This window comes from Henriciella litoralis (genome assembly GCF_002088935.1).
Lineage (GTDB): Bacteria > Pseudomonadota > Alphaproteobacteria > Caulobacterales > Hyphomonadaceae > Henriciella > Henriciella litoralis.
The window spans coordinates 2,386,510-2,410,286 of record NZ_NCSS01000006.1; the positions used below are offsets into that span (position 1 = coordinate 2,386,510).

Consider the following 23,777-nt stretch of genomic DNA (forward strand, 5'->3'; position numbering starts at 1 on the left):
CTATGACGATGTCTCCGGCTTGTCGGTCGGGGTCTCCGCTGGCGGGGACTCCGGGGTCTTGTCAGCGGGTGGGGCTGCTTCGTTTTCAGGTTTGGCGGCGGCCTCAGGTGCCTGCTTTGCCTTCGATTTCTTTTTCTTGCGCGGCGGTTTGGGCGCCTTTGCAGGGGGCAAGAGGCTGGCGAGCGCCGCAAATGGGCTATCGGGATCTGGCTGCTTCTCACGTGGGTTTGGCCGTCCGCCGCCGCGTTGCGGGCGATTGCCAGACGGCTTGCCTTTTGGTGGGCGACCACCGGGTTTGCCCTGCGGGCGCTTGCCGCGCGGCGGACCGTCCTGGCGGTTGCGCGAGAGGTAGCGCCACAGCGTCACGGCGCCGGTTTCAGGGTCTTTCTCAGCAGGCGCGAGGCCAAAGCCCTTTACGATGGCGGGAAACTCGTCGCCCGGACAGGAGACGATGGAGGCGAGTTCTGCGGGCAGTTCGAAGGCCGGTTTGTCGGCTTCCCTGCGGCGTTTGGAAATCTCCCAGCCAAGACGTTCGGCGAGGTCGGCGCGTACGGCGCGGGCGCCAAAGCGCAGATAGCCTTGCGAGTTCAGCTCTGCCTCGGCCCATTCCCCGTCGAGCGGGAAGGAGCCTGCGCCTTCTGGCGCGACACGGCGGCTTTCATTTGTGTGGGTCGCCTGAAGAATGGCGATGAGGCGCTGGGCAGCCGGTTTCTGCGCGTCCGGGATATGGGCGGCAACGCGGCCAGTGCGGATGCCAGCGGTTTTGAGCGCTTCGCGGTCTTCCTTGGAAACGTTTGGCGGCGGGCTTTCCTGGCGAAGGTCAATCGATGCGCCGCTTTCAAGAAGACGGAAGGCGAGACCGCGTGCCATGCCTTGCAGCTCGCTGCCGGTTTCGGCCGTTTTGAGCTTGGCGTGCGTTGGCAGGACACGCAGCATTTCTGCGCCCAGCCATTCTTCGACCCGTTTCAGTGTCGCCGCCTTGCGATGGGTTTCTGCATCTTCTGCGCCGATCAGCTCAAGCCGGGGGGCTAGCCAGTCCGGTCCGGCCTTGAGTCGGGCAATGTCGGCGCCCTTCCAGCTGATATGGCCTTCATCTGTCAGCGCAAAGGCTTCGGCCGGGGCACCTGCGATTTCGCCGAGGCGTTCAGCCAGGATCGGGCCGAGCGCTGTCACGGCGGCGCTGCGCACCGCTTTGCCTTCCAGCGTCTGGGCGGTTGAAGCAGGTTCGAAGTGCAAGCCGACGAGTTTGCCAACAACATGGCCTTCGACGGTTACTTCTCCAGTTTCGGACAATTCGGTCACAAGCAGGTCTTCTCTTTTCAGGCCGGCGAGCAGGGCCGTGGTTCTTCGGTCAACAAAGCGCAATGTGAGCGCGGCGTGAAGGGCATCTGATAATCTGTCTTCGATTTCACGCGTTTTTTCCCGCCAGTAGGCAGGGTTTTCCAACCAGTCATCGCGATGGGCGGCATAGGTCCAGGTGCGGATCATGGCAAGCCTGTGCTGAAGGCTGGAAATATCAGGCACGTTCGATTCAAGGTTTTCCATGCGCTTGGCCATGGCGGTATCGCCGAGGCGGGCGTCCGGATCTGCCAGGGTTTCGGCGAGGCCAAGCACCAGCCGGGCGTGGCCGTCATGGCCGGATTTGCGGAAGTCCGGCAGGCGGGCAAGATCCCACAAGCGTCGCACCTTGTCTGTCCCGCGCACCTCTGGCCCGATGGCCTCGTCCTCGGCCATGCGCCGCAGCACCCATTCATCCAGCGCATGCGGGTTCTGGCGCAGCACCGGGCTGCCCGAGGGGCGAGCAAGGCTCGCGATCAGCGTCTTGATCGAGCGGTAATCGAGATCGGAATTGCGCCACTGAAGATCATCCACCGGATCAAAGTGGTTGGTCTCGATGGCGTTGATCAGCTCTTCCTCGAAAGGCGGGCAGTCACCGGTTTCGCCGAACTCGCCATCGGTGCGGAAACGGCCTGCGCGCCCGGCGATCTGGCCGCATTCAGCCGCCGACAGCCAGCGGTGACGGCGCCCGTCAAACTTGGAGCGGCCGGCAAAAGCGATGCGGTCGACATCGAGGTTCAGCCCCATGCCGATCGCGTCGGTGGCCACGAGATAGTCAACTTCGCCAGACTGATAGAGCGCGACCTGCGCATTACGGGTGCGCGGGCTGAGCGCGCCCATGACGATGGCCGCGCCGCCCTTCTGGCGCCTCAGCAGCTCGCCAAGCGCGTAGACCTGATCTGTCGAGAAGGCGACGACGGCGGTCCGCTTGGGAAGCTTTGTGACTTTTGTCGGTCCGGCATAGTGAAGCTCAGAGAAGCGCTCACGCGTATTGGTGTCGACGTCGAGGTCGAGGTCACGCAGGACCCCGCGCATCGTTTCGGCGCCCAGCAGCAGGGTTTCGGCTGTGCCGCGCGCCTTCAGGATGCGGTCTGTGAAGACGTGTCCGCGGTCACTGTCTTCAGCAAGCTGGATTTCGTCGATCGCAAGAAACTCGACGCGTTTGTGGACCGGCATCGATTCCACGGTGCAGATCCAGTAGCGGGCATTCGGCGGCTCGATCCGCTCTTCCCCGGTGATCAGCGCGACGGCTTTCTCGCCCTTGGCGCGTACGACCCGGTCATAGACCTCGCGCGCCAGCAAGCGCAGCGGCAGGCCGATCATGCCTGTCGCATGACCCATCATCCGTTCGATGGCGTAGTGCGTTTTACCGGTATTGGTTGGGCCGAGAACGGCCTTGAGGGAATTCATGGCTTCGGATGTGAAGTTTCAGGGCGACAAGGGCAAGGCGAAAAGTATGCTGGCTTTCGTGTTTGTGGGAGGACGCAATGAATATAGTGAAGATGTTGGGAGCCGCGGCGGCCGTGTGGCTGTTCGTGCCGGGCGTTGCGGTCGCGCAGGACAAGCCGGCCTGTCCAACTGGCGAAACCGGCGGCTGGAAATGGCAGGTCATGGGCTCGGACATCCAGCTCAAAAACCCGGGCTTCCCGATCGGATGGGACACGATCGGCGGCGAGGTCGCGACCGAAGGTTTCGCCCTTTCGATAAATCTTGAAGCAATGGACAAGGAAAAGGTCCGCATGGTTAGCTTCGAGGTGCCGCTGCTCGATTTTAAATTCGTCCGCGACGCCGGCACCAATAGAGAAGCCACCTATCTGATGTTCTCGAAATTTCCGATGTCCGAGGAATCTGTCGCGGCAAACCACATATTGTTGCCTATGGATTTCACCATGTCCGGGTTCTCCTCGGCGGGTGAAACGCCGAGCCTGCTGTTCCAGACCCGCGTGGAATCCTATGAGGGCCGCGAGCGTGCAATTGAAGGGGACTGGGTGAGCTGGGACTATCCGGTCGACTGGTCATTCAGTGACCACGAGGATTTCCTGCTGCTGCTCTCAACGCCCTTTTTCACCCCCTATGGGCAGCCCCCGGTATGGTCCAATGTCGCTGTCAGCAAGCCGATCGACCTCACTGTGCTGACGCCGGTTATCGAAAGCTTGCGGGTGAAGATGCTGGAGCAGTCGCAGATCTACAATATGTGCCAGCCCGATTATCTGTTCATGAGGCGCGACTAGGGCTTTATCTGGCCTTGCAAGGCTCGGGCGCATCCATGGTCTGGTCCTCGAAGCGATCGACCCAGTCCTGCGTGCGTGGAAGCGGGTCATAGCCGGAGGCGCGATAGAGCACGAGCTCTCTGATGATGGGGCAGCCATTGGAGCGATGGCCGAGATCGACGCTGACCTCACCAACTTTCTCGAAGGTCTCGAAATCGGCCGCGATGGCGGGGCGCCGGTTGGGCCGATAGCTTGCCACGAGCACGTCGCCATCGATATCTGACGTGAGCGGCTGTTGCTCGGCAAAGCTGTGGGCGCCTTCATTGTAGCGCCACAGGATGAGCGGCGCGTCGATCCGGTCTTTCAGATAAAAGTCGAGCCCGTGCCAGATTTCTCGCTCATCGGTCAGCAGGGCGGTCGGGGCGGGCTGTGTTTCAGAGAAGGCGACCAGCTTGTCAGCGAGGGCATCCCAACCGCGCGTGCGTTTAAGCGCATTGTCGAGATCGAGCTGTGCAGAGAGGGCCTGCGGCGCGATCAGGACGGCCATCATGGCAAAACCCACCACGCCGTGGAGGGTCAGCCCTGCCCAGAAGAGGCCGATGGGGCGGAACTTTGTGGCAAAGGCGAACACCATGATCCCGGCGGCCAGGCCAAGGCCCATCATGATGCGGGCCGTGAGTGTGAAGTCCGGCGCCAGAATAAAGCTGACGGCGCACAGGGCTGCGATGACATACCAGAGCCATTTGTGCGCGCGGGCCCTCAAGAAGAAGAGGGAGATCAGCACCGAGCCTGCCGGATAGGCGGTTGCTGCCCAGTTGGCGTGCGCACGTGACAGGACCGCCTGGACCAGGATGATGACGAGAACTGGTACGACGAAACATGTCAGCCACAGTTCCCGGCGACCGTCCTCCCCGGACACGGTGCGGCGCATGAAGATGAGGCCGCCGATCAGGGCGAGGAAGCTGATCGGGCCGAACACGCCCATCTGGTCAGCGATGAATGTCAGCGCGTTTTCCGGATTGAAGAGCTCGCCGCCGAGATTGGCATTGTCGACCGTGTGCCCGACCGTTTCGAAATTGTTGGAGGCATTCCAGAGGATGTGCGGGGAGATAACGACCAGCAAGGCGGCCAGCATGGCGGCGCCTTTGGGCGTCAGCAGGTTCTGGCGCGTGGGCCGGTCCAGAAGGATCGTCAGCACGATGCCGATGGCAAAGTACAGCATCGCATATTTGGCCAGGAAGCCTGCGCCGATGGCGAGGCCAAGCGCAATATAGCCGAGCCAGCCGGCCTCGCCCTGGCGAACCCGCCAGAACAGGAAAAGCGCGGTCGCCCAGATGGGCATCAGCACGCCGTCGGTCGAGAGCACGGTTGATGACAGGAACACGGCCGGCATCAGCGCATAGCCGACAGCCGCCATCAGCCCGACCTTCGGGCTGGCAATGCTACGGCCCAGCAGGAACAGACACCAGGCCGCGATCGTGTGAAGGAAGGGCGCTGGAAGCCGCACACCGAGGGCCGAATCACCAAACATGGCGGTGCTGGCATGGATGACCCAGGCGATCAGGGGCGGCTTTGAGTAATATCCCCATTCCAGCGTCTCAGACCAGCGCCAGTACTGGGCTTCATCGGCATAGAGTTCGAGCGGGGAGAGCACGACGCAGGCCACCCGGAGGACCAGAAGTCCGAAAAGAATCAACGCCGTGAGGCGCGCATAGTCTGTTGAGTGGGGCAGCGTGTTTTTCATCTGAAGATGGAGCTAGCGCGCGCGAGCTTTCTTGACCAGCCTTGACAGGTAGGTGTGGCTTTTTTGCCAGCCTTGTTAAGACTTTGCTGCAGCGCACAGAAGAGTCACGTGACTGTCACATAACTGTCGCGCATGAGGAATAGAGGCGCGATCAATTGGCCTTGGTGTCTCTCGTGCAACCATGCCGGGCCGTCCAACGAAGAGGGGTTCTTCATGTCCAACTGGAAACTACTTTCAGGCGTAGCCGCCGCTACGCTTTTCACTGCGGCGATTGTCGCCCCTGCCGAAGCGCAGGTGACGTCAGCCGGCATTCGCGGCGACGTTGTCTCGCCAACCGGTGAAGCTGTCCCAGGCGCGACTGTCCGCGTCGTCGATACACGGACGGGCTCCACGAGCTCATCAACGACCAGCCCGACCGGTCAGTTCACGACACGCGGTCTGCAAGTTGGCGGTCCATACACGGTCGAGATTTCTGCACCGGGCTATCAGACAACCCGCATTACGGACGTCACCCTTCAGCTGGGTGAGACGGCCAATCTCAATCTCGTTTTCGCCGCCACCGATGATGCTGCGGATGGTGAAGCCCGTATGGACACCGTGACCGTCTCTGCGACGTCAGGTGGATTTGTCCAGACAGCGATCGGGCCATCGGCAACCTTCTCGCTCGCCGACATCCAGAGCTCGCCTGCGATCAACCGCGACCTGAAAGACATCGTTCGTCTCGATCCGCGCGTTTACCTCGACGAGTCCTTCAACGACTCCATCCAGTGCGCCGGTGCACACCCGCGCTACAACTCGCTGACAGTTGACGGCATCGGCCTCAATGACGGGTTCGGCCTGAACTCGAACGGCTACCCGACGCAGCAAATGCCATTCCCGTTCGACGCCATTCAGAACGTCTCGGTTGAACTGGCGCCATTCGATGTCGAATACGGCTCGTTCACAGCCTGTAACATCAACGCTGTTACCAAGTCCGGCACCAACGAATTCCATGGTTCTGCCTTTTTCGATTATGGCGATGAGAGCCTCATCGGTGATTCGACCGAGGGCGACGAATATGCCGTTCCGGCATTTGAAGAGAAGCGCTATGGCTTCACCCTTGGTGGACCGATCCTGAAAGACCGTCTCTTCTTCTTCGGCGCATACGAGAAATTCGAAGGCCCAGGCAACGAGATCAACCGTGTTCCAGAAGGTTCAGGTATCGCTGGTCAGGAAGTGACTGGTTTCACGCAGGCAAAGTTCGATGAAATCCGCGACATTGCCCAGAACGTTTACGGCTACAATCCGGGTGGCATTCCGACGTCGACCGGAACCGAAGACGAGAAATATCTGGTTCGTCTCGACTGGAACATCACGAACAACCACCGTGCGTCTTTCACCTACAACTACAATGAGGGCTTCAACCTCACTGAGTCGGACGGTGACTCGAACGAGTTCGAATACTCCAACCACCTTTATAACCGCGGCGCTGAGCTGAAAGCGTATTCCGGCCAGGTTTTCTCGGACTGGTCAGACAATTTCTCCACCGAACTTCGTTATTCCTACAATGACGTGACCTTCCTTCAGTCGTCGGTCGGCGGCACAGATTTCGGCGAAGTCCAGATCTTTGATGGCAACAACGTCTACTATCTCGGTGCTGATGACTCCCGTCATGCCAACGAGCTCAAATACTCGGTCGGCAACTACAAGGCGCTCGGTCGTTACACGCTGGACAACCACAACTTCACAATCGGTGGCGAGCGTCTTGAGTATGACGTCTTCAACCTGTTCGTTCAGGAAGCAGAAGGCGAGTACCGCTTCAATTCCATCGATGATTTCCGGAATGGTATTTACAGCCGCATCACCTATGAAAACGCTGTCGGCACCAACAATGCTGCAGATGCTGCGGCCTCGTTCAAATATGCGGTCAACACCCTTTACCTTCAGGACGAGTGGACCGGTCCAAACGGCCTGACCGTTACAGGTGGTCTGCGTTATGACTTCTACTCGTCAGACGACAAGCCTCGGTACAACCAGGACTTCTTCGACAAGTACGGCTTCCGTAATGATGAGAACATGGATGGCCGCGACCTGCTGATGCCGCGTGTCGGCTTCACCTGGGATTACAAGCCGAACCTGTCGTTCCGCGGCGGCTTTGGTCTTTACTCCGGTGGTAACCCGAACGTCTGGATCTCGAACAACTACTCCAACAATGGTGTGACCCAGGTCGAATTCCAGGATCGCAATCCGACTGATCAGTCGCTGCTCGGCTTCACCTATGTGAATGATGAAGGCGGCTCAGGGCGTCCAATCTTTGGTATTCCGCAGCAGGCCTTCGATTTTGTTGCCAATGCAGCAGTCAGCGGACCGGTCAACGCGCTGGACCCGAACTTCGAAATCCCATCGGAATGGAAGTTCGCACTCGGCTTCACCTCCGACCTGGACATTCCGGGTCTGGGATCGGGCTACGTCCTGAACGGTGATGTTCTTTGGTCAAACGTGAATCAAGCTCCGCTGGTCAAGGCGATCTCTCTTAATCAAGTCGGTACGGCTCCTGATGGTCGTCCGATCTATGACGAAGACACCGACGATTTCGTCCTCACAAACACCGATGAAGGCTCCACATTTGTTGCTTCGCTCGGCGTGTCTAACACCTTCGACTTCGACGCCGCAGGTGAACTGGACTGGTCGCTTGGCTATGCCTACACGGATGCAGAAGACGTAAACCCGATGACGTCGTCGGTCGCCTTCTCGAACTGGTCGAACCTTGCGGCTGTTGACCCCAACAATCCGGGTCTGGGAACGTCCAACTACGAGATTCCGCACCGCTTTACGCTGCGTCTCTCTTGGGAAAAGGAGTTCTTTGGCGAACTCGCAACCCGCGCAACCCTGTTCGGCCAAGCCTGGCAGGCCCGTCCGTACTCGATCACCTTTAATGATGGTCCGTTCGGTGACGACTCGCGCGGTCGCTCGCTGCTCTATGTGCCGATTGACGGCTCCAGCGATCCACTGATCGACTATGCTAATTCTTCAGTCGATTGGGATGCCTTCTTCCGCTACACGGATGGTCAAGGCCTCGGCCGCGGCTCGATCGCGTCTCGCAATGAAGGCGAAGGCCAGTGGAACAACAAGTTCGACCTGCGCCTTGAGCAAGAACTGCCAGGTCTCATGAGCGGACATGAATCCTCTGTCTTCATGGTCATGGAGAATGTCGGTAACTTCCTCAACGAAGACTGGGGCACCTACTATCAGGCTGGATTCCCGCAGACGACCAGCGTCGTCGATGCGGACATCGTAGGCGGTCAGTATGTTTACTCTGACTTCAGCGCGAGAGACCCTGAGCGCCGCACGGACTCACTGTCTGTCTGGTCGGTTCGCTTCGGTGTGAAGTACGAATTCTAGGCCTTTCAACAGACCTGAATAAATCATCGGAAGGGCGGCTCCATTGCGGGCCGCCCTTTCTCTTTGGGGCGGGTTATGGCAAATCGCGCCTCATGAGTGATACGACGATTGCCTCCACACCGCCCGAATGGGCAAAACAGTCCGCCATCTGGGTCGGCTGGCCGCATCTGAAGGATGCCTGGGCCGACGATTATGAGGGCGCCCAGCGTGAAATTGCAGACCTGATCAAGGCGCTTGCCCCCGTGGTGCATGTGAAGCTGGTCATCGGTGCGCCGCATTCGCGCGCCGAAGCTGCAGAGCTTGTTGGCGAGCACGCCGAGATGTTCGATGCGCCGATGGGCGACATCTGGCTGCGCGATATCGGGCCGGTCTTCGTGACCTATCTCAACCGGCTTGAGGGCCTTGGCTTCACCTTCAATGGCTGGGGCGGCAAGTATGAGCTGGAGGGCGACACAGAGACGGCGGCAGCAATCTGCCGGCTGGAAGGCCACCCGCTAAAGCGCCTCGACTTCATCCTTGAAGGCGGCGCGATCGAGCAGGATGGCGAGGGCACGCTGATTACAACACGCCAGTGCGTGCTGAACCCGAACCGCAATCCCGGTTGGAGCGAGGAGAAGGCCGAAGAGGCACTGCGTCTGGCGTTTAATGTCGAGCGCGTCATCTGGCTGGGCGAGGGGCTCGCCAATGACCATACCGACGGACATGTCGACAATATCGCGCGTTTCATCGGGCCGGGGCATGTTGTCTGTCAGACGCCATCTGGCGATGATGACCCGAATGCGGACGTGCTGCGCGAGATTGAAGCGACGCTGCGGAGCGCGGAGCTTGAGGTCTCAACGATCCCGTCTCCGGGACGGATCCTCGATGAGGATGGCGAGCCGGTGCCAGCGAGCCATATGAATTTCCTGATCTCGAACGGCCGCGTCATCCTGCCGATCTATGAAGAGACGCATTCAAAACTGGCGGCAGCCGAGCTTGCGGCGCTGATGCCGGACCATGAGATTATTGCACTGCCTGCCAATCATATCCTGACGGGCGGCGGGAGTTTTCATTGCATGACGCAGCAAGTGCCAGCGGTCGACGGAGGTCTTTCCACATGAGCCGGACTTTGAAAGTTGCAGCGATCCAGGCCTCCTACAGCCAGGACATGCAGGAGAATATCGACAAGGTGGTCTCGCTGGTGCGCGAGGCGGCCGCCAAGGGGGCGGAGATTATCCTGCCGTCTGAACTCTTCTGCGACCATTATTTCTGCAAGGTGCAGGACGAGACCTATTTCAACACGGCCTATCCCTGGCATGAGCATCCGGCGGTGACGCAGCTCTCGGCGCTCGCCGCAGAGCTCGATGTCGTCATCCCGGTCTCGATTTATGAGAAGGATGGGCCGGAATATTATAATTCCATCGTCATCATCGATGCGGATGGTGAGCCGCTGGGCGTCTATCGCAAGAGCCATATTCCGGATGGCCCGGGCTATATGGAAAAGTTCTATTTCCGCCCCGGCAATACCGGCTTTCGCGTCTGGGACACGATGAAGGGCCGTATTGGCGTCGGCATTTGCTGGGACCAGTGGTTCCCGGAAGCGGCCCGCGCCATGGCGCTGCTCGGCGCAGATTGCCTCTTCTATCCAACGGCCATCGGCTCTGAGCCGCATGATGCGACGCTCGACACGGCTGCGCGCTGGCGCCGGGCGATGCAAGGGCATGCAGTGTCCAATGTCATGCCTGTCGTCGCTGCGAACCGCACTGGCGATGAGGACGGCCAGCATTTCTATGGCACGAGCTTTATCGCAGACCATGCGGGCGAAATCGTCTCCGAGCTTGGCCGCGATGAAGAAGGCGTGATCACCGCCGAGTTCGATCTTGATTTCCTTGACCGGCACCGCGCCGCATGGGGCTTCTTCCGCGACCGGCGCACCGAGCTTTACGACGTTCTGGGATAGGGTTTGCCCGGCGCCGCCCCGCGAAGACTCGCTCGTCCCCTCTTTGACAGGGAACTGTCACGACGCCTGACCGCTATCTCCCTCAACAGGTGTGAAGGAGAGCTGCTTGGCGGATATCGAGACGGACGTGGCCATTATTGGTGCGGGCACTGCAGGTCTGGCGGCTGAACGGCACGCGCGGAAAAATGGCGCAACAACGCGGCTGATCGATCCGGCCTTTGCCGGGACGACCTGCGCCACGGTTGGCTGTATGCCGTCGAAACTGCTGATTGCGGCCGCTGAGGTCGCCCATTCGGCCCGCCATGCCGCACCTTTCGGGATTGAGCTTCCGGCGCCGAAGATAGATGGGCCGAAGGTGATGGGGCGCCTGCGCAATATGCGCGACAATTTCGTTGAGGCGACCAAAGAGACATTTGAAAAACTGCCCGATGGCGTCGCGATCAAGGCGAGCGCGCACTTTACCGGCCCGAACGATTTGAAGCTTTCGGATGGCCGCTCGCTCAAGGCGAAAGCGATCATCATTGCGACAGGATCGGCCCCGGTCATTCCTCCGCCATTTGAGGGCTTGGGCGACCGCATTCTGACGAATGAAACCCTGTTCGAGTTGCCGGATTTGCCAAAGTCGGTCGGTGTAATGGGTGCCGGGCCGATTGGGCTGGAGCTGGCGCAGGCTTTGGCGCGGCTTGGCGTGCGGGTTGGTGTATTCGATATTGGGGATACGCTGGGCGGCCTGCCCAAGGGCGATGTCGAGACCTCGCTTCGCGACGCGCTGGAAGCTGAATTCCCGATCTATCTAGACGTCGACACCGAGGCGACGAAAACTGAGACCGGCGTGAAGCTTAGCTGGTCAGGCAAAGGTGCCCGCGGCGAGGCTGAATATGAGCGTGTGCTTGTGTCCGCAGGACGGGCGCCGCAGCTGGACGCGCTGAAGCTGGAGACGACTGGGCTGGAGCTTGACGGTCACGGCACGCCGGTCTTCGATGCAAATACCTTGCAGTGTGGGAGTTCGAGCGTGTTCATCGCAGGCGACGCCAACCATCGGCTGCCGGTGCTGCATGAAGCCTCAGCTGGCGGAACGATTGCGGGAGTAAATGCGGCGACATTCCCGGACGTTCAGCCGATGAAACGCAAGCACGCCATGCAGGTCATGTTCACAGACCCGAACCTCGCCGTGCTCGGCGCGCCCGAGGAAGGCGAGATTACAGGCCGGGTGGATTTTTCCGATCAGGGCAGGGCCAAGGTGCATAATTGCAATCAGGGCGTCTGCGAGATCTATGCGCGACAGGCGGATGGTCTGATCGTCGGCGCGCGGATGGTGGCGCCGAACGCCGAGCATCTTGCGCATCTTATTGCCTGGTCCATCGAGCGCGGAGCGACAGCGAACGAATTGCTCGACATGCCGTTCTATCACCCGACGCTGGAGGAAGGGCTGAAGACAGCGCTTCAGGATGTCTGCAAACAGGTCGGCAGTCCGGTCCCACCTGAACGCGATGACGAGTTCTTGCCGGGGGACCGGTAATGCCGGTTTAGGCTGCTATTTGGTTTAGTGGAGGGAGACGTTCGCGGCCAGTTTCTCGGCCTGCTCAATCCACTTTTCACGCGCAACGCGGCCCTTGAATGACAGATAGTCATCGACCCAAAGCGCTTCGGCTTCTTCCCACGCCGCGATCTGGCTGAAGTGGTACACGCCAATTTCATTCAGCGTCTGTGACAGCTTCGGTCCGATGCCTTTGATCTGGGTCAGGTCATCAGCTTCGCCTTCAGGCGCGCTGAGGCTGACTGGACGACGAACGGCATCTTCAGGATCTTCGCCTGTCACGTCGGACAGAGTGAAGTAGCTAGCGAACATGCTTGCCGGCGCATTGCGGCGCATCTGGTCAAACCAGTCGGTCAGGACGCCGCCTGGAACGGTCTGAGGCCAGCGCATCCAGGTCGGCATGGCTTCGATGACTTTTGCGGTATTTTCCCAATGCTGAAGATTCATGTCCGCCAGTTTGCGGAAAAGCTCTTTGGTGGCGTCTTCAGAAGCGGCGATGTCTGCGCCTGGCTGCATGGAAGACATGGCGTCGGTCCAGGTTTTGCGCGCGGACTGGCCAAGTTCGCCCCACGCTGCAAGTGAATCGGTCCAGAGGGTCATCGGGTTAAGTTTTGTCGTCTCGGTGGTCATCGTAAAGCTCCTTTTGAGCGGATGCTGCACTGCAACATAATCCGTATCGGCCCTTTAATCAAGGGTATCCCCGGCTGGCGGCGGTCTGCTGGACGCCGTTCGTGCGTCAATCGCCATATTCACGACAGGTTCGAAGCGCCCTATGGCTGACAGGCAATTGGCATGACGACAGAACGAACCCTCTCCAGCAAAATCGTCCCGGTCCCTGAGAAAGGCCGGGTATTGGTGTTTGACTCCGGCATGGGCGGACTGACCGTTGCGCGCGAGATCATGGCGCGTGCGCCGTCAATCTCTGTCGACTATGCTGCCGATACCGGCTTTTTCCCTTATGGCGACAAGTCTGACGCTGCGCTGCGCGATCGCCTGCCGCGCATTGCCGCCGAGCTGGTTAAACAGGCGCGGCCCGACGTCTTTGTCATCGCTTGCAATACGGCCAGCACGCTGGCGCTGGAGGAGGTGCGGGCGGCGCTCGACATCCCCGTTGTCGGGACCGTGCCCGCGATCAAGCCCGCCGCCGAGCAGAGCAAGAGCGGTGTGATCGGTCTTCTCGCCACGCCTGGCACGATCCGGCGGGCCTATACCGCCAATCTGATCAGTGAGTTTGCAAGCGATGTAACGGTTATCCTGCATGGTAGCGTCGAACTGGTCCGGCTGGCCGAGGCGCATGCGGCGGGCGAGCCCTATGACCCGGCAGGCTTTGCGGCGGCTCAGGACCCAATCTTCGAAGTGGAGCAGGGTGGGCTGGTCGATACGATTGTGCTGGCCTGCACGCATTTCCCACTGGTTCAGGCTGAGCTGGCGGCGGCCGCGCCAAGACCTGTCACCTATATCGATTCCGGCGGCGCGATTGCCCGCCAGACGCTGCGGGTGCTGGCTCGTCAGAGCTTTTCTGATGACCATGCTGAGTTGCCCGATCATCGTCTATTTGTCTCGTCTGACCCCTCGGACAATGCGCGGCTGGTGAAGGTATGTGCCCGGTTCGGCTTTGAGACGGTGGTGCAAGTGGCCGTATGAGGCTGTGGAGAGATGACAAAACTTTGCTCACCTGCATCGGACTGTCACAAAACTTCGATATTGGGGTCTGAAATTATGTTTACCCCGAAAGGGACGCCGCGATGCGCAATCTTCTTCTCGCTCTCAGTGCCGGGCTTCTGGCCAGTGCCTGTTCGCCGGGCACAGACCTCTCTGAAATCGATGCGAGTGCCGGTGAACTGCAAGTTTTCGCGGCGGCCCCTGACGAGAAGATAAAGATTGTCGGATCGTCGACCGTCGCGCCCTTCTCGACGACCGTTGCCGAGCAGTTTGGGGCGATATCGCCGTTCCCGACGCCAATCGTCGAGACAACGGGAACGGGCGGCGGGTTCAAGGCCTTCTGCAATGGTATCGGGCCTGACCAGCCGTCGATTTCCAACGCTTCGCGGCCGATCAAATCATCCGAAGTCGAGTTATGCCGCCGCGGCGGTGTCACCGATATTGTCGAAGTGAAGATTGGCTATGACGGCATCGTGCTGGCCAATGCCAAGGGCTCTCCGGAGCTGGATCTCTCCAAGGCCGAAATCTTCCTCGCGCTGGCCGAAGAGATCCCGGACGGCAATGGCGGCTGGATGGCGAACCCCAACCAGACCTGGCAGGACGTTGCCGACCATTTGCCCGACATGAAAATCCTCGTCTCAGGCCCGCCGCCAACATCCGGGACCCGTGATGCGTTCGCCGAACTGGCGCTTGAAGGCGGGGCGGAAGAGATCCCGCAACTGGCCGCGTTGAAAGAGAGCGACAAGGGCGAGTTCGTCAAGCGCGCGACCACGATCCGTAATGACGGCAAATGGATCGATTCAGGTGAGAACGACACCGCCATCGTCCAGACCCTGATGAAGAACCCCGACAGTATCGGCATCATGGGCTACTCATTCCTTGAGCAGAATCTCGACCGCCTCAAAGGTGCGCATGTCGAGGGGACTGACCCGACCTTTGAACAGATTGCCAGCGGCGAGTACGGCATCTCCCGTTCGATGTTCTTCTACGTCAAAAAGCAGAATGTGAATTTGGTGCCCGGCATCGAGGAATTCATTTCCGAGTTCACGCAGGAAGATGCCTGGGGGCCGACCGGCTATCTCGTTGATAAGGGCCTCATCCCGCTGCAGGCAGAAGAGCGCGAAAAAGTGCGGGCGCATGCGCTGGCGCTCGAAGTCATGGACACCAAGAGCTAGGCTTTTCGTTTCAGCTTGCCTCAGCGAGGATTTCGCCGATCACTTCGCGGGACCGCGCGACGATGGGCGCGTCGCTGCCGCGATAATAGGCCAGCGCGACAACAGCCGTTGATAGCGCCCAGCCGCGGGCTCGCATCCAGACACTTTCGCTTGCAGCTGTCGCCCGGGCAAAGGCGTCACGGGCCTGGCCACTGAACACTGTATAGGCGGCCATCAGGTCACAGGCCGGGTCGCCAAGCCCCGACAACCCCCAGTCCAGAACGCCGGTGACGGCGCCGTCGCGAACCACCAGATTGGCCGGATGCAAGTCTCCATGGATCCAGGTCCGGTCATCGGGTCTGCATGGATCAGCGGTGAGCGCGGTCGACCAGACGCGGGCCAATGCGGTGGCATCGAATTCGTCTGAAAGTGTCGTGATCGCGTCTTCTGTCACGGTGTTGCGCTGGATGAGGTCCACGCCGCGCCAGTGATTGTCCGGAGCTGGTTTCGCTGCGTTTCGGGTGGGACAGCCCTGAAGGTCCAGCAGGAAGAGGGCGAGCCGGTTGGCATCTTCAATTGTGGCCGTGTGGCCGGCGGCATCCATGGAGACCCCGTGGAGCCAGGTGCAGATCATCCATGGCCATCCGCGTGGATCAGGCAGCACGCCCTTGGCCATGAAACGCGGGGTTTCGAGCGGCAGGTCGGACAGGGTTTTCAAGGCAACGGGTTCGCGCTGGAGCAGCGAGGGCAATGCCGCATCGCGCTTGGCGATCCGCAGGCAGAGATCATTGTCGATTCTGAAGACGTAATTGTCAGTCCCGCCAGACCTGACGAGCCGGATGTCGGCGTCTGCCAGGTCGGGAAAGCTGGATTTGACCAGCGACCGGATAAGGAAGATATCCGGCTGGTAAATCACTCCTTGGTCTCTGGAACGATTGGCGGCTTTTTCCTGCGGCGGCGCAGGCGGATCTTTTGCCAGAAGCGTTTGCGCTCTGGTACCGGGAGCGTGTCGAGGTTTTCGATGAACGCTTCGGCGCAAGCCTTCCAGCTATAGCCCTCTGCATATGTCCTCGCCGTGGCGCGGTCGAGGTCCAGGCAATCGAGGCAGGCCTGCTTGAGGTCCTCGCCGATCACGCCGGCATCTGAGCCGGGGATGATGTCTCTTGGCCCGGGTGCATTATAGGCGGCCACCGGCGTTCCTGCGGCCATGGCTTCGAGTATGACGAGGCCGAATGTGTCGGTCAGGCTTGGGAAACAGAAGACGTCAGCGCTCGCAAAGCAGGTCGCGAGCTCTTCATTGAAACGTGCGCCGAGGAATTTGACCTTGGGGTACTTCTTTTTCAGCTCGTTCAGTTGCGGGCCTTCGCCGACGATGACCTTTGTGCCGGGCAGATCAAGCTCAACGAAAGCTTCGATATTCTTCTCCACCGCGACCCGGCCGACATTGAGGAAGATGGGCCGTTCCATGCCTTCAAACGGATCGCCGGGCTCGCCCGCTTCGACGCGGCGGGACGGGTTGAACAGATCGACATCGACCCCGCGCGTCCAGGAGACGACATTGTTGAAATTGTGGTCTTCCAGCTCTTTGCGCATCGACGGTGTCGCGACCATCACCTTGCCAGAATACTTGTGAAACCAGCGCACAAAGCCATAGCCCCAGGCCGTTGGGACCGGGAAACGGGCTGACACATATTCGGGAAAGCGGGTGTGATAGCTGGTCGAGAAGGGGTGTTTTTCCTTCAGGCACATGGCGCGGCCAGCCAGGCCGAGCGTGCCTTCGGTCGCAATGTGAACAGCATCTGGCTGGAAGCGTTCGAAGCGTTCTGATATTTGTCCGCGGGCAAACAAAGCGAGTTTGATCTCGCTATAGGTCGGAAGTGGGACGGTGAAAAATCCATCTGCTGGTGAGACGATTTCCCATTCATGGCCCATCTCTTCGCACTCGGCGATGACGCGCTTCATCGTTCGGACGACGCCATTGACCTGTGGTTCCCAGGCGTCGGTAATCAACATGATGCGCATACGGTTTCCTTAAGGTGCACTTTCGACAGTTTTAGGGCCATTCGAGCTGTCGTAAACCCGCAGGTCCGTGTCAAATAGGACGTTATTGCAGGCCAATTCCCAAATGGAGCACATCAATGCCCGACACGCTCAAAACGACAAGCACTTCCTGGGATAGCATCGATGAACACAAGTTCGCCGATGAAGAAGCGCTGGTCGCGGACATATTGAAGTCCTTGCCGCTTGATGAACGCGCCAGAGCCGCCGCGGTTCGACGCGGGCGCGAACTGGTGCAGATCGCGCGTGCGGCCGGGCGGCCCAAGGGCATGATGGAAAGCTTCCTGGAAGAGTTTGGTCTGTCGAACTCTGAGGGGCTGGCGCTGATGTGTCTGGCCGAAGCCTTGTTGCGGGTGCCCGATGCAGAGACACGAGATGATCTGATCGCAGAGAAAATCCGGTCCGGCGACTGGGGGTCTCATAAGGGCCAGTCCGATAGCTGGCTGGTCAATGCCTCGACCTGGGGGCTGATGCTGACAGGCCGCGTGATCGGAACGCCGGACGATGCGCGTAAAGGCCCGTCGACCTTCGTGCAGAGCCTTGTGCGCGAAAGCGGTGAGCCGGTGATCCGGGCCGCGATGATGCAGGCGATGCGCATCATGGGTGAACAATTCGTGCTGGGCCGGACGGTGAAGGAAGCCATCAAACGCGGCGCCAAGATGGTGAAGGCTGGCGATGCGGCCAATTTCAGCTTCGACATGCTGGGCGAAGGTGCACGGACCGCTGATGATGCATCGCGCTATCTGAAGGCCTATGAAGAGGCTATCGCAGCTGTGTCCGCCAAGAGTGACGGCTCCACTGCGCCTGAAGACAAGAACGGTATCTCGGTAAAGCTGTCGGCGCTGCATCCACGCTATGAGGCGGTGAATGAAGCGCGGGTGATGGCTGAGCTTTATCCGCGCGTCCTTGGGCTTTGTGAGCAGGCCGCCAAGGCGAACATCAATCTTTGCCTTGATGCCGAAGAGGCCGAGCGCCTCGTCATTTCGCTGAAGATCCTCGAAAAGCTGATGCGGGAGCCGTCACTCAAGGGCTGGGAGGGGCTCGGCCTTGCCGTGCAGGCCTATCAGAAGCGCGCCCATCTTGTGATCGAGCGGCTTACGCGCCTTGCGGGTGAGACGAAGATGCGCCTGATGGTGCGTCTGGTTAAGGGCGCCTATTGGGACACGGAAATCAAACATGCCCAGGAAGATGGGATGGTGAACTTCCCGGTCTTCACAACCAAGCACGGCACGGACATCAACTACCTCTCCTGCGCGTATGCCCTGCTGAAGGCGAGCCCGCGCATCTATCCGCAATTTGCCACCCATAATGCCCATTCCCTGGCCACAATCCTGATGATGGCTGAGAGCGAAGACGTCACGCATTACGAGTTCCAGCGTCTGCACGGCATGGGTGAGCCGCTTTATGGCGCCGCCGAGAAGGGCGGGAAGGTCCGCGTCTATGCGCCTGTCGGGGCGCATAAGGATCTTCTGCCCTATCTGGTGCGCCGGCTTCTGGAGAATGGCGCGAATACGAGCTTCGTGCATTCTTTCCTCGACCCGGATGTGCCGGTTGAGGCGGTCGTTGATGACCCGATTGCCAAGGTTGAAGCGGGCCCGCGCCGTCATCCGCGTATCCCGACGCCGCCGCGCCTTTATGGGCCGATGCGGAAGAATTCGATCGGGGTCGATCTCAGCCAGGCGAGCGAGCGGGCGGTGCTGGAGCGGAATGTTTCTGAACTCGTTGACGGCAAGGCGCTGGAGGCCGGGCCGATCATCTCCGGCAAGGCGAAGACATCGGGCGGCGCTGACGTGTTCGCGCCGGCAGATCTGTCGCGCAAACTCGGAACTGTGTTGGAAGCATCCGAGGCCGATGTTGATGCTGCGCTTGATGCAGCCGTGAAGTTTCAGCCTGAATGGGACCGTCTCGGCGGGGCGAAACGGGCGAAAATCCTCACCGATATGGGCGATGCGCTGGAAGCCAATATGGACCGGCTGGTCGCGCTGATGTCGCAAGAGGGCGGCAAGACGTTTGGTGACGGGGTCGCTGAAGTGCGCGAGGCGGTCGACTTTTGCCGCTATTATGCGGTCCAGGCCGAAGACAAGTTTGAGGGCCAGACGCGGCTGCCGGGGCCGGCGGGTGAGACCAATCATATTTCCCTGCATGGGCGCGGCGTGTTTGCCTGCATCTCGCCATGGAATTTTCCGCTGGCGATCTTCACCGGGCAGATCACGGCGGCGCTGGGCGCGGGCAATACGGTTGTAGCGAAACCTGCCGAGCAGACGCCGCTGGTCGCGTTTGAGGCTGTCCGCATCTTTCAGGCGGCGGGCCTGCCAGCCGATGCATTGCATCTGCTGCCGGGGCGTGGTGAGACGGTTGGCGCAAAGCTGACGAGTGACCTTCGCGTATCGGGCGTCTGTTTTACAGGTGGCACAGACACGGCGCGGATTATCAACCGCACACTGGCGGGGCGCGATGGCCCGATTATTCCACTGATCGCGGAGACGGGCGGGCTGAATGGTATGTTCGTCGACACGACAGCGCTGCGTGAGCAGGTGATTGACGACGTTCTGGTGTCGGCTTTCGGGTCAGCTGGGCAGAGGTGTTCGGCGCTTCGTCTTCTCTTCCTGCCCAAAGACACGGCTGATGGCCTGATCGACGGGCTGAAAGGTGCGATGGATGAGCTGAAGATCGGTGATCCGGGTAAGACTGACACTGATATTGGGCCTGTCATCGATGACGAGTCGCTTGGCCATCTGGCGGACTATCTCGCCCGGATGCAATCGGAAGCGAGCCTCATCAAGCAAATGCCTGCGCCAGAGGGGGGCCACTTCTTCGGCCCGGCCGTGGTGGAGCTGTCCTCGCTCGATCAGATCGAGAAAGAGACATTCGGGCCGGTGCTGCACATCCTGCGCTATGACCCGGACCAGATTGCCAGTGTCGGGGCAGCGCTTGAGGCCAAAGGGTATGGCCTGACACTGGGCGTTCATTCGAGGCTTGAGAGCTTTGCGGCCAAGGTGCGCGCGGCTGTGCATGCGGGCAACACCTATGTGAACCGATCGATGACGGGCGCGGTGGTTGGCGTGCAGCCATTTGGCGGCGAGGGCCTGTCAGGGACGGGTCCGAAGGCTGGCGGGCCGCATTACATGCTTCGCTTTGCCAGCGAACGCGTCGTTACTGTGAATATCACCGCCCAAGGTGGCGATCCCGAACTCTTGAGCCTATAAATGCAAGACGAAATCCAACGGAGGCGCCGATGAGGCAGTATTCGATCCTGCTGATCGCCGCATTGGCGGGCGTAACCGCCGGATGTGCAGACAATAGCGACAGCGCGAACGAGCCTGTGCGCGTTTCAGAGATTGAGCGTCCCGAGACGTCAACGGCGACGGCGTTCAGTCAGGATGGCGGCGGCATCGCAATCGTCAATGGCAACGAGGCGGCCAGCATCGACATAGACATGCCGGCCGACCTTGCCGAGTTTGACCCCAAGCTGGCCGACACGCTGCGGGCGCGCGTGAATGAGCTCACCGAAGGGTTCGCCGAGAGCGCTGAGCAGGATATGCGTGATGCTGCGGAGAAGAATTTCACCTTCAGGCCGAACACGCTCGAAATAAGCTGGGTCGAAACCGGCCCGGAATCAGGCCCACTCCAGTCATTTCTCGGCACCAGCTACAGCTATCAGGGCGGGGCGCATCCGACGTTCAGCTATCAGATGCTGAACTGGGATACCGATGCGAACCGCGAGCTTGGTTTTGAGGACTTGTTTGAGGACGCAGACAGCGCCCGCACAGCCGTCATCGAAACGCTTAAGTCATCGTTGATCGAGCAGAAGCGCGAGCGGTTCGCGGACGATTTCACCGAAGAGGATATACTGGACTCCTGGATCGAGCCTGCCTTTGAAGCGCCAGAGACGAAGCAGGACCGGTTTACGTTTGCGACCTCTTCAGACCCTGCCAAATCAGGTGGGCTGATCTATCATTTCGGGCCGTATGAAGTCGGCTCCTATGCTGAGGGCGCCTACACTGTTGGCGTGCCGGCATCGATATTCGCGGCGTTTCTGAAACCTGCCTATTCGGACAATTTCGGCGGCGAGATGCAGATGCCTAAAGAAGATCTCTAGACCGGCTCGGACGTTCAGGACCCGTCCTCTATAAGCACGCATCCAAGACCCTGCTCGAACCGGGCTTCGGCGCTGGCGATGAGGGGGACGCTGGCGCGGATCGTCTGATCGGTCTCGTTAAAACTGACCGCGCTGACATCCTCAGTGAAGTCGCCCTTGCAGCTCTCCATCTCGCGTTCGGCTACGAAGCGGCAAGAGCAGACCATTTTTGCGCCATAGGCGGTCGCGACCTTAGCGTATTTGACCTGCTCTTTCAGCCAGAACTGCCAGACGCATATCGCAATCACGCCGAGCGCGACCACAATCACCGCTAAGGCTTTGACGAGTTTCATGGCGTGCCTCTAAAGTCCGAAAACACAATGGTTAGGGAGCAAGGCCATGTTCGGCAAGTCACTGGTTCTGGGCGCGCTTTGCTGGATGGGGCAGGTGGCTGTTGCCCAAGAGCTTGTCCCGCTTCCGCCGCAGCCGGAAGGCCTCGCCTGGCCGACAACTAGCTGGGAAGAGGGGGCGCTTGCCGACGAGATTGATGGTGATGTGCGCGCGCTGGTCGATGATGTGATGGGCCGCGAGCTTGCCGATGTGATGGGCGAGACGCGCGCTGTGGTCATCATCCATCGCGGCAAGCTGGTGTTTGAAGCTTACCGGGACGGGTTTGGGCCAGATACCAAACAGGTCTCATGGTCGATGGCGAAATCGGTCACTTCCGCGCTGGTCGGGCGCGCGGTCGAGCTCGGCCTCATTGAGGATATCGACTATCCGATGCCTTCGCCCTTTGCCGAGGATGATCCGCGATCCGAGATCACCTGGCGCCAATGGCTGACCATGACGGATGGGCTCGACTATACCGAGATCGGTTCAACGGGGCTGGAGGACAATGATGTCGTCCAGATGATGTACGGGCCGGGCCGGTTCGATGTCATACAATATGTGGTGGATGAACTGCCGCTTGTGCGCGAGCCGGGTATCACGTGGAATTACTCGACGGCCGGGTTTCACCTGATTGGGCGGGCGTTGCAGGCGGTGGTTTCTGATAACACAACATGTAGTCACCCTGAGACCAACCTGTGCGCTGAAGCGAAGGCGGACCAGCAGTGGTTTTCTGGCACGGTCTCGGAGCTGCTCTTCGATCCCATCGGCATGGACGCCGTCCCCGAATTCGATTCGGCAGGCACGTTCCTTGGCGGCTCGCTCGTCTGGGCTTCAGCGCGGGATTTTGCGAAGTTTGGCTATCTCTATCTGCGCGATGGCGTGTGGGAGGGGGAGCGCCTCCTGCCGGAAGGCTGGGTCGACTTTTCGCGGCATGACCCGGTCGCGACCGAGGCGAACGTCTATGGCGCAGGTTGGTGGCTCGGCGCCGATCCGGATCCAATTCCCGCAGGGCAGGCGGCGACCACGCCGCCCTGGGACGCGTTTTCCGCGCAGGGCCATGAGGGCCAGACGATCTGGGTTGTCCCGTCCAAGGACCTGGTCATCGTGCATCTCGGCCTGATGGCGAATGCAGGCGAGAACTGGCCGGCGCTTTATGAATGGAATCAGTCAATCGTGCGCGCTTTTCCAGATGTGTCGACTAGAGACAACGTTCCTTCCGATAACTGATCTGACCCGGAATCTGGCGATCCTGCGCCTCTTTCTATGTGAGCGAAGAAGGTAGACTTCATGTCGGGCAAAGAAATTGTGCGCGTCGAAAAGGGGATCTGCATCGTCACCGCGAGGCGGCGCGTGATGGACCGGACGCGTGTCATGGCGCTCGCGACCCTGCTCTTCCCGCCGATCTGCTTTGTTGTTTTCATCCTGGCCTTCTCCCGGTTCGATCTTGGGCGCATCGGCGCGAATGAATTGACCGTCTGGGTTTCAATTGGGGCGCTGATTGTGGCGATGCTGGCGGCGCTGTCTGTCGCCATGCTCGCCTTTGCGGACCTTGGGCGCCTGGTGCATCAGACGATTCTGCTTGATGTCGACGGCGTGAAGGTTGATGGCCGCATGGTTTGTAAACTCAGCCCGGACGCGAGCATCTTTGTCTCTGAGCTTGGGATTGCTGACGCCTTGCGAGCGAAGGCTTTTGATGCGCCGATGTTGTGGCTCTGGTTGCCTCTGAGAGCGCTGCTTGAACGGGTGAAGCTCCGCAATCTTGCCCGTGAGGTGCCCGCTTCAGTCTGGTGTGTACGGGCTGGGGTTTGCACGCTGCCCGTACCGTTTCTGGATCGGAGCGCGGCAGACGAGCTTGCGAGGTGTCTTTCCGCGCAGCTGGACAGGCACCATGGTCGGGCGGCCACCGACGGCGCCCAGCGTGTCCTTGAGCCGGTCGATTCGAGTGATGCTGACCTCACCATTCCGCGCGTGCCAAATTTTGGGTGAGTCGTTTACCATGATGGCTAACGATTCGCTTCTCAGGCGAATTTTGCCCGTGTTCGAGACACCAAATCTGGCTTTACGAGCGTCGGCTCTGCGCAAGTGATGCGCAGCCAAAAACTTTCCGCACACGTAACGAATTTTCCTGCGAATGCCTGAACCTCAATTGTGGTGGGCATCTGACGGACGTGTTAAGAATTTGTTTACCGTCTTTCCACCGCTTTGATGTGGAAAACAGGGTTGGACCCCATTGACCAAGGCTTAACCTTAAGACCACTATATCTAGTGTTGGGAGAGGGCTGAAGC

At 60.0% G+C, this 23,777-nt stretch carries 17 protein-coding genes; 11 read left to right on the forward strand and 6 right to left on the reverse strand.

Annotation, left to right across the window (positions count from 1 at the left end):
* Positions 1-2,748, reverse strand: a complete 2,748-nt coding sequence (locus B8783_RS15255) for a helicase-related protein (RefSeq protein WP_084420939.1) — start codon at positions 2,746-2,748, stop codon at positions 1-3.
* 77 nt (positions 2,749-2,825) lie between these two features.
* Here B8783_RS15255 and B8783_RS15260 point away from each other — a divergent pair, with 77 nt between their 5' ends.
* Positions 2,826-3,569, forward strand: a complete 744-nt coding sequence (locus B8783_RS15260; protein WP_084420940.1) for a hypothetical protein — start codon at positions 2,826-2,828, stop codon at positions 3,567-3,569.
* A gap of 4 nt (positions 3,570-3,573) precedes the next feature.
* Here the strand turns inward: B8783_RS15260 and B8783_RS15265 are convergent, their stop codons facing one another.
* The gene (locus tag B8783_RS15265) at positions 3,574-5,292 is read right to left on the reverse strand and encodes an ArnT family glycosyltransferase (RefSeq protein ID WP_084420941.1); all 1,719 of its coding nucleotides are present in this window, start codon (positions 5,290-5,292) and stop codon (positions 3,574-3,576) included.
* Positions 5,293-5,505: 213 nt separating this feature from the next.
* Here B8783_RS15265 and B8783_RS15270 point away from each other — a divergent pair, with 213 nt between their 5' ends.
* The 4 genes from B8783_RS15270 (at position 5,506) to B8783_RS15285 (ending at position 12,131) form a co-directional block, all read left to right on the forward strand.
* The gene (locus B8783_RS15270; RefSeq protein ID WP_084420942.1) at positions 5,506-8,673 is read left to right on the forward strand and encodes a TonB-dependent receptor; all 3,168 of its coding nucleotides are present in this window, start codon (positions 5,506-5,508) and stop codon (positions 8,671-8,673) included.
* Positions 8,674-8,765: 92 nt separating this feature from the next.
* Complete coding sequence (locus B8783_RS15275) at positions 8,766-9,773, forward strand: agmatine deiminase family protein (protein WP_084420943.1); 1,008 nt, start codon at positions 8,766-8,768, stop codon at positions 9,771-9,773.
* Positions 9,770-10,612 (forward strand): N-carbamoylputrescine amidase, encoded by an 843-nt coding sequence (gene aguB / locus B8783_RS15280; protein WP_084420944.1) that lies wholly within the window; start codon positions 9,770-9,772, stop codon positions 10,610-10,612. The genes B8783_RS15275 and aguB overlap by 4 nt, the downstream gene beginning before the upstream one ends.
* Before the next feature lie 106 nt (positions 10,613-10,718).
* The gene (locus tag B8783_RS15285; protein ID WP_084420945.1) at positions 10,719-12,131 is read left to right on the forward strand and encodes a dihydrolipoyl dehydrogenase; all 1,413 of its coding nucleotides are present in this window, start codon (positions 10,719-10,721) and stop codon (positions 12,129-12,131) included.
* Positions 12,132-12,155: 24 nt separating this feature from the next.
* Here B8783_RS15285 and B8783_RS15290 read toward each other — a convergent pair whose 3' ends face one another.
* Positions 12,156-12,779, reverse strand: coding sequence for a hypothetical protein (locus B8783_RS15290; protein ID WP_084420946.1), 624 nt, complete (start codon positions 12,777-12,779; stop codon positions 12,156-12,158).
* A gap of 162 nt (positions 12,780-12,941) precedes the next feature.
* On the opposite strand from B8783_RS15290, the gene murI reads away from it, so the two are divergent.
* A complete protein-coding gene (gene murI / locus B8783_RS15295; protein ID WP_084420947.1) occupies positions 12,942-13,793 on the forward strand; it encodes a glutamate racemase in 852 nt (283 codons plus the stop codon).
* Between the two features lie 101 nt (positions 13,794-13,894).
* Positions 13,895-14,986, forward strand: coding sequence for a substrate-binding domain-containing protein (locus B8783_RS15300; RefSeq protein ID WP_084420948.1), 1,092 nt, complete (start codon positions 13,895-13,897; stop codon positions 14,984-14,986).
* 10 nt (positions 14,987-14,996) lie between these two features.
* Here B8783_RS15300 and B8783_RS15305 read toward each other — a convergent pair whose 3' ends face one another.
* Together B8783_RS15305 and B8783_RS15310 are read right to left on the reverse strand one after the other, a co-directional pair.
* Complete coding sequence (locus B8783_RS15305; protein ID WP_169711816.1) at positions 14,997-15,881, reverse strand: phosphotransferase; 885 nt, start codon at positions 15,879-15,881, stop codon at positions 14,997-14,999.
* Positions 15,878-16,987, reverse strand: coding sequence for a glycosyltransferase family 4 protein (locus tag B8783_RS15310; RefSeq protein ID WP_084420950.1), 1,110 nt, complete (start codon positions 16,985-16,987; stop codon positions 15,878-15,880). The genes B8783_RS15305 and B8783_RS15310 overlap by 4 nt, the downstream gene beginning before the upstream one ends.
* A 116-nt stretch (positions 16,988-17,103) precedes the next feature.
* On the opposite strand from B8783_RS15310, the gene putA reads away from it, so the two are divergent.
* Positions 17,104-20,229 carry a bifunctional proline dehydrogenase/L-glutamate gamma-semialdehyde dehydrogenase PutA gene (gene putA, locus B8783_RS15315; protein ID WP_084420951.1) on the forward strand — a complete coding sequence of 1,042 codons (3,126 nt, stop codon included), beginning with the start codon at positions 17,104-17,106 and terminating at the stop codon, positions 20,227-20,229.
* Between the two features lie 29 nt (positions 20,230-20,258).
* A complete protein-coding gene (locus B8783_RS15320; RefSeq protein WP_084420952.1) occupies positions 20,259-21,122 on the forward strand; it encodes a DUF3298 and DUF4163 domain-containing protein in 864 nt (287 codons plus the stop codon).
* 14 nt (positions 21,123-21,136) lie between these two features.
* Here B8783_RS15320 and B8783_RS15325 read toward each other — a convergent pair whose 3' ends face one another.
* Positions 21,137-21,454 (reverse strand): hypothetical protein, encoded by a 318-nt coding sequence (locus tag B8783_RS15325; RefSeq protein WP_084420953.1) that lies wholly within the window; start codon positions 21,452-21,454, stop codon positions 21,137-21,139.
* 46 nt (positions 21,455-21,500) lie between these two features.
* Between B8783_RS15325 and B8783_RS15330 the strand changes: the two genes are divergently transcribed.
* Together B8783_RS15330 and B8783_RS15335 are read left to right on the forward strand one after the other, a co-directional pair.
* A complete protein-coding gene (locus tag B8783_RS15330; protein WP_084420954.1) occupies positions 21,501-22,718 on the forward strand; it encodes a serine hydrolase domain-containing protein in 1,218 nt (405 codons plus the stop codon).
* Between the two features lie 60 nt (positions 22,719-22,778).
* A complete protein-coding gene (locus B8783_RS15335; protein WP_084420955.1) occupies positions 22,779-23,477 on the forward strand; it encodes a hypothetical protein in 699 nt (232 codons plus the stop codon).
* The last annotated feature ends 300 nt before the right edge of the window (positions 23,478-23,777 follow it).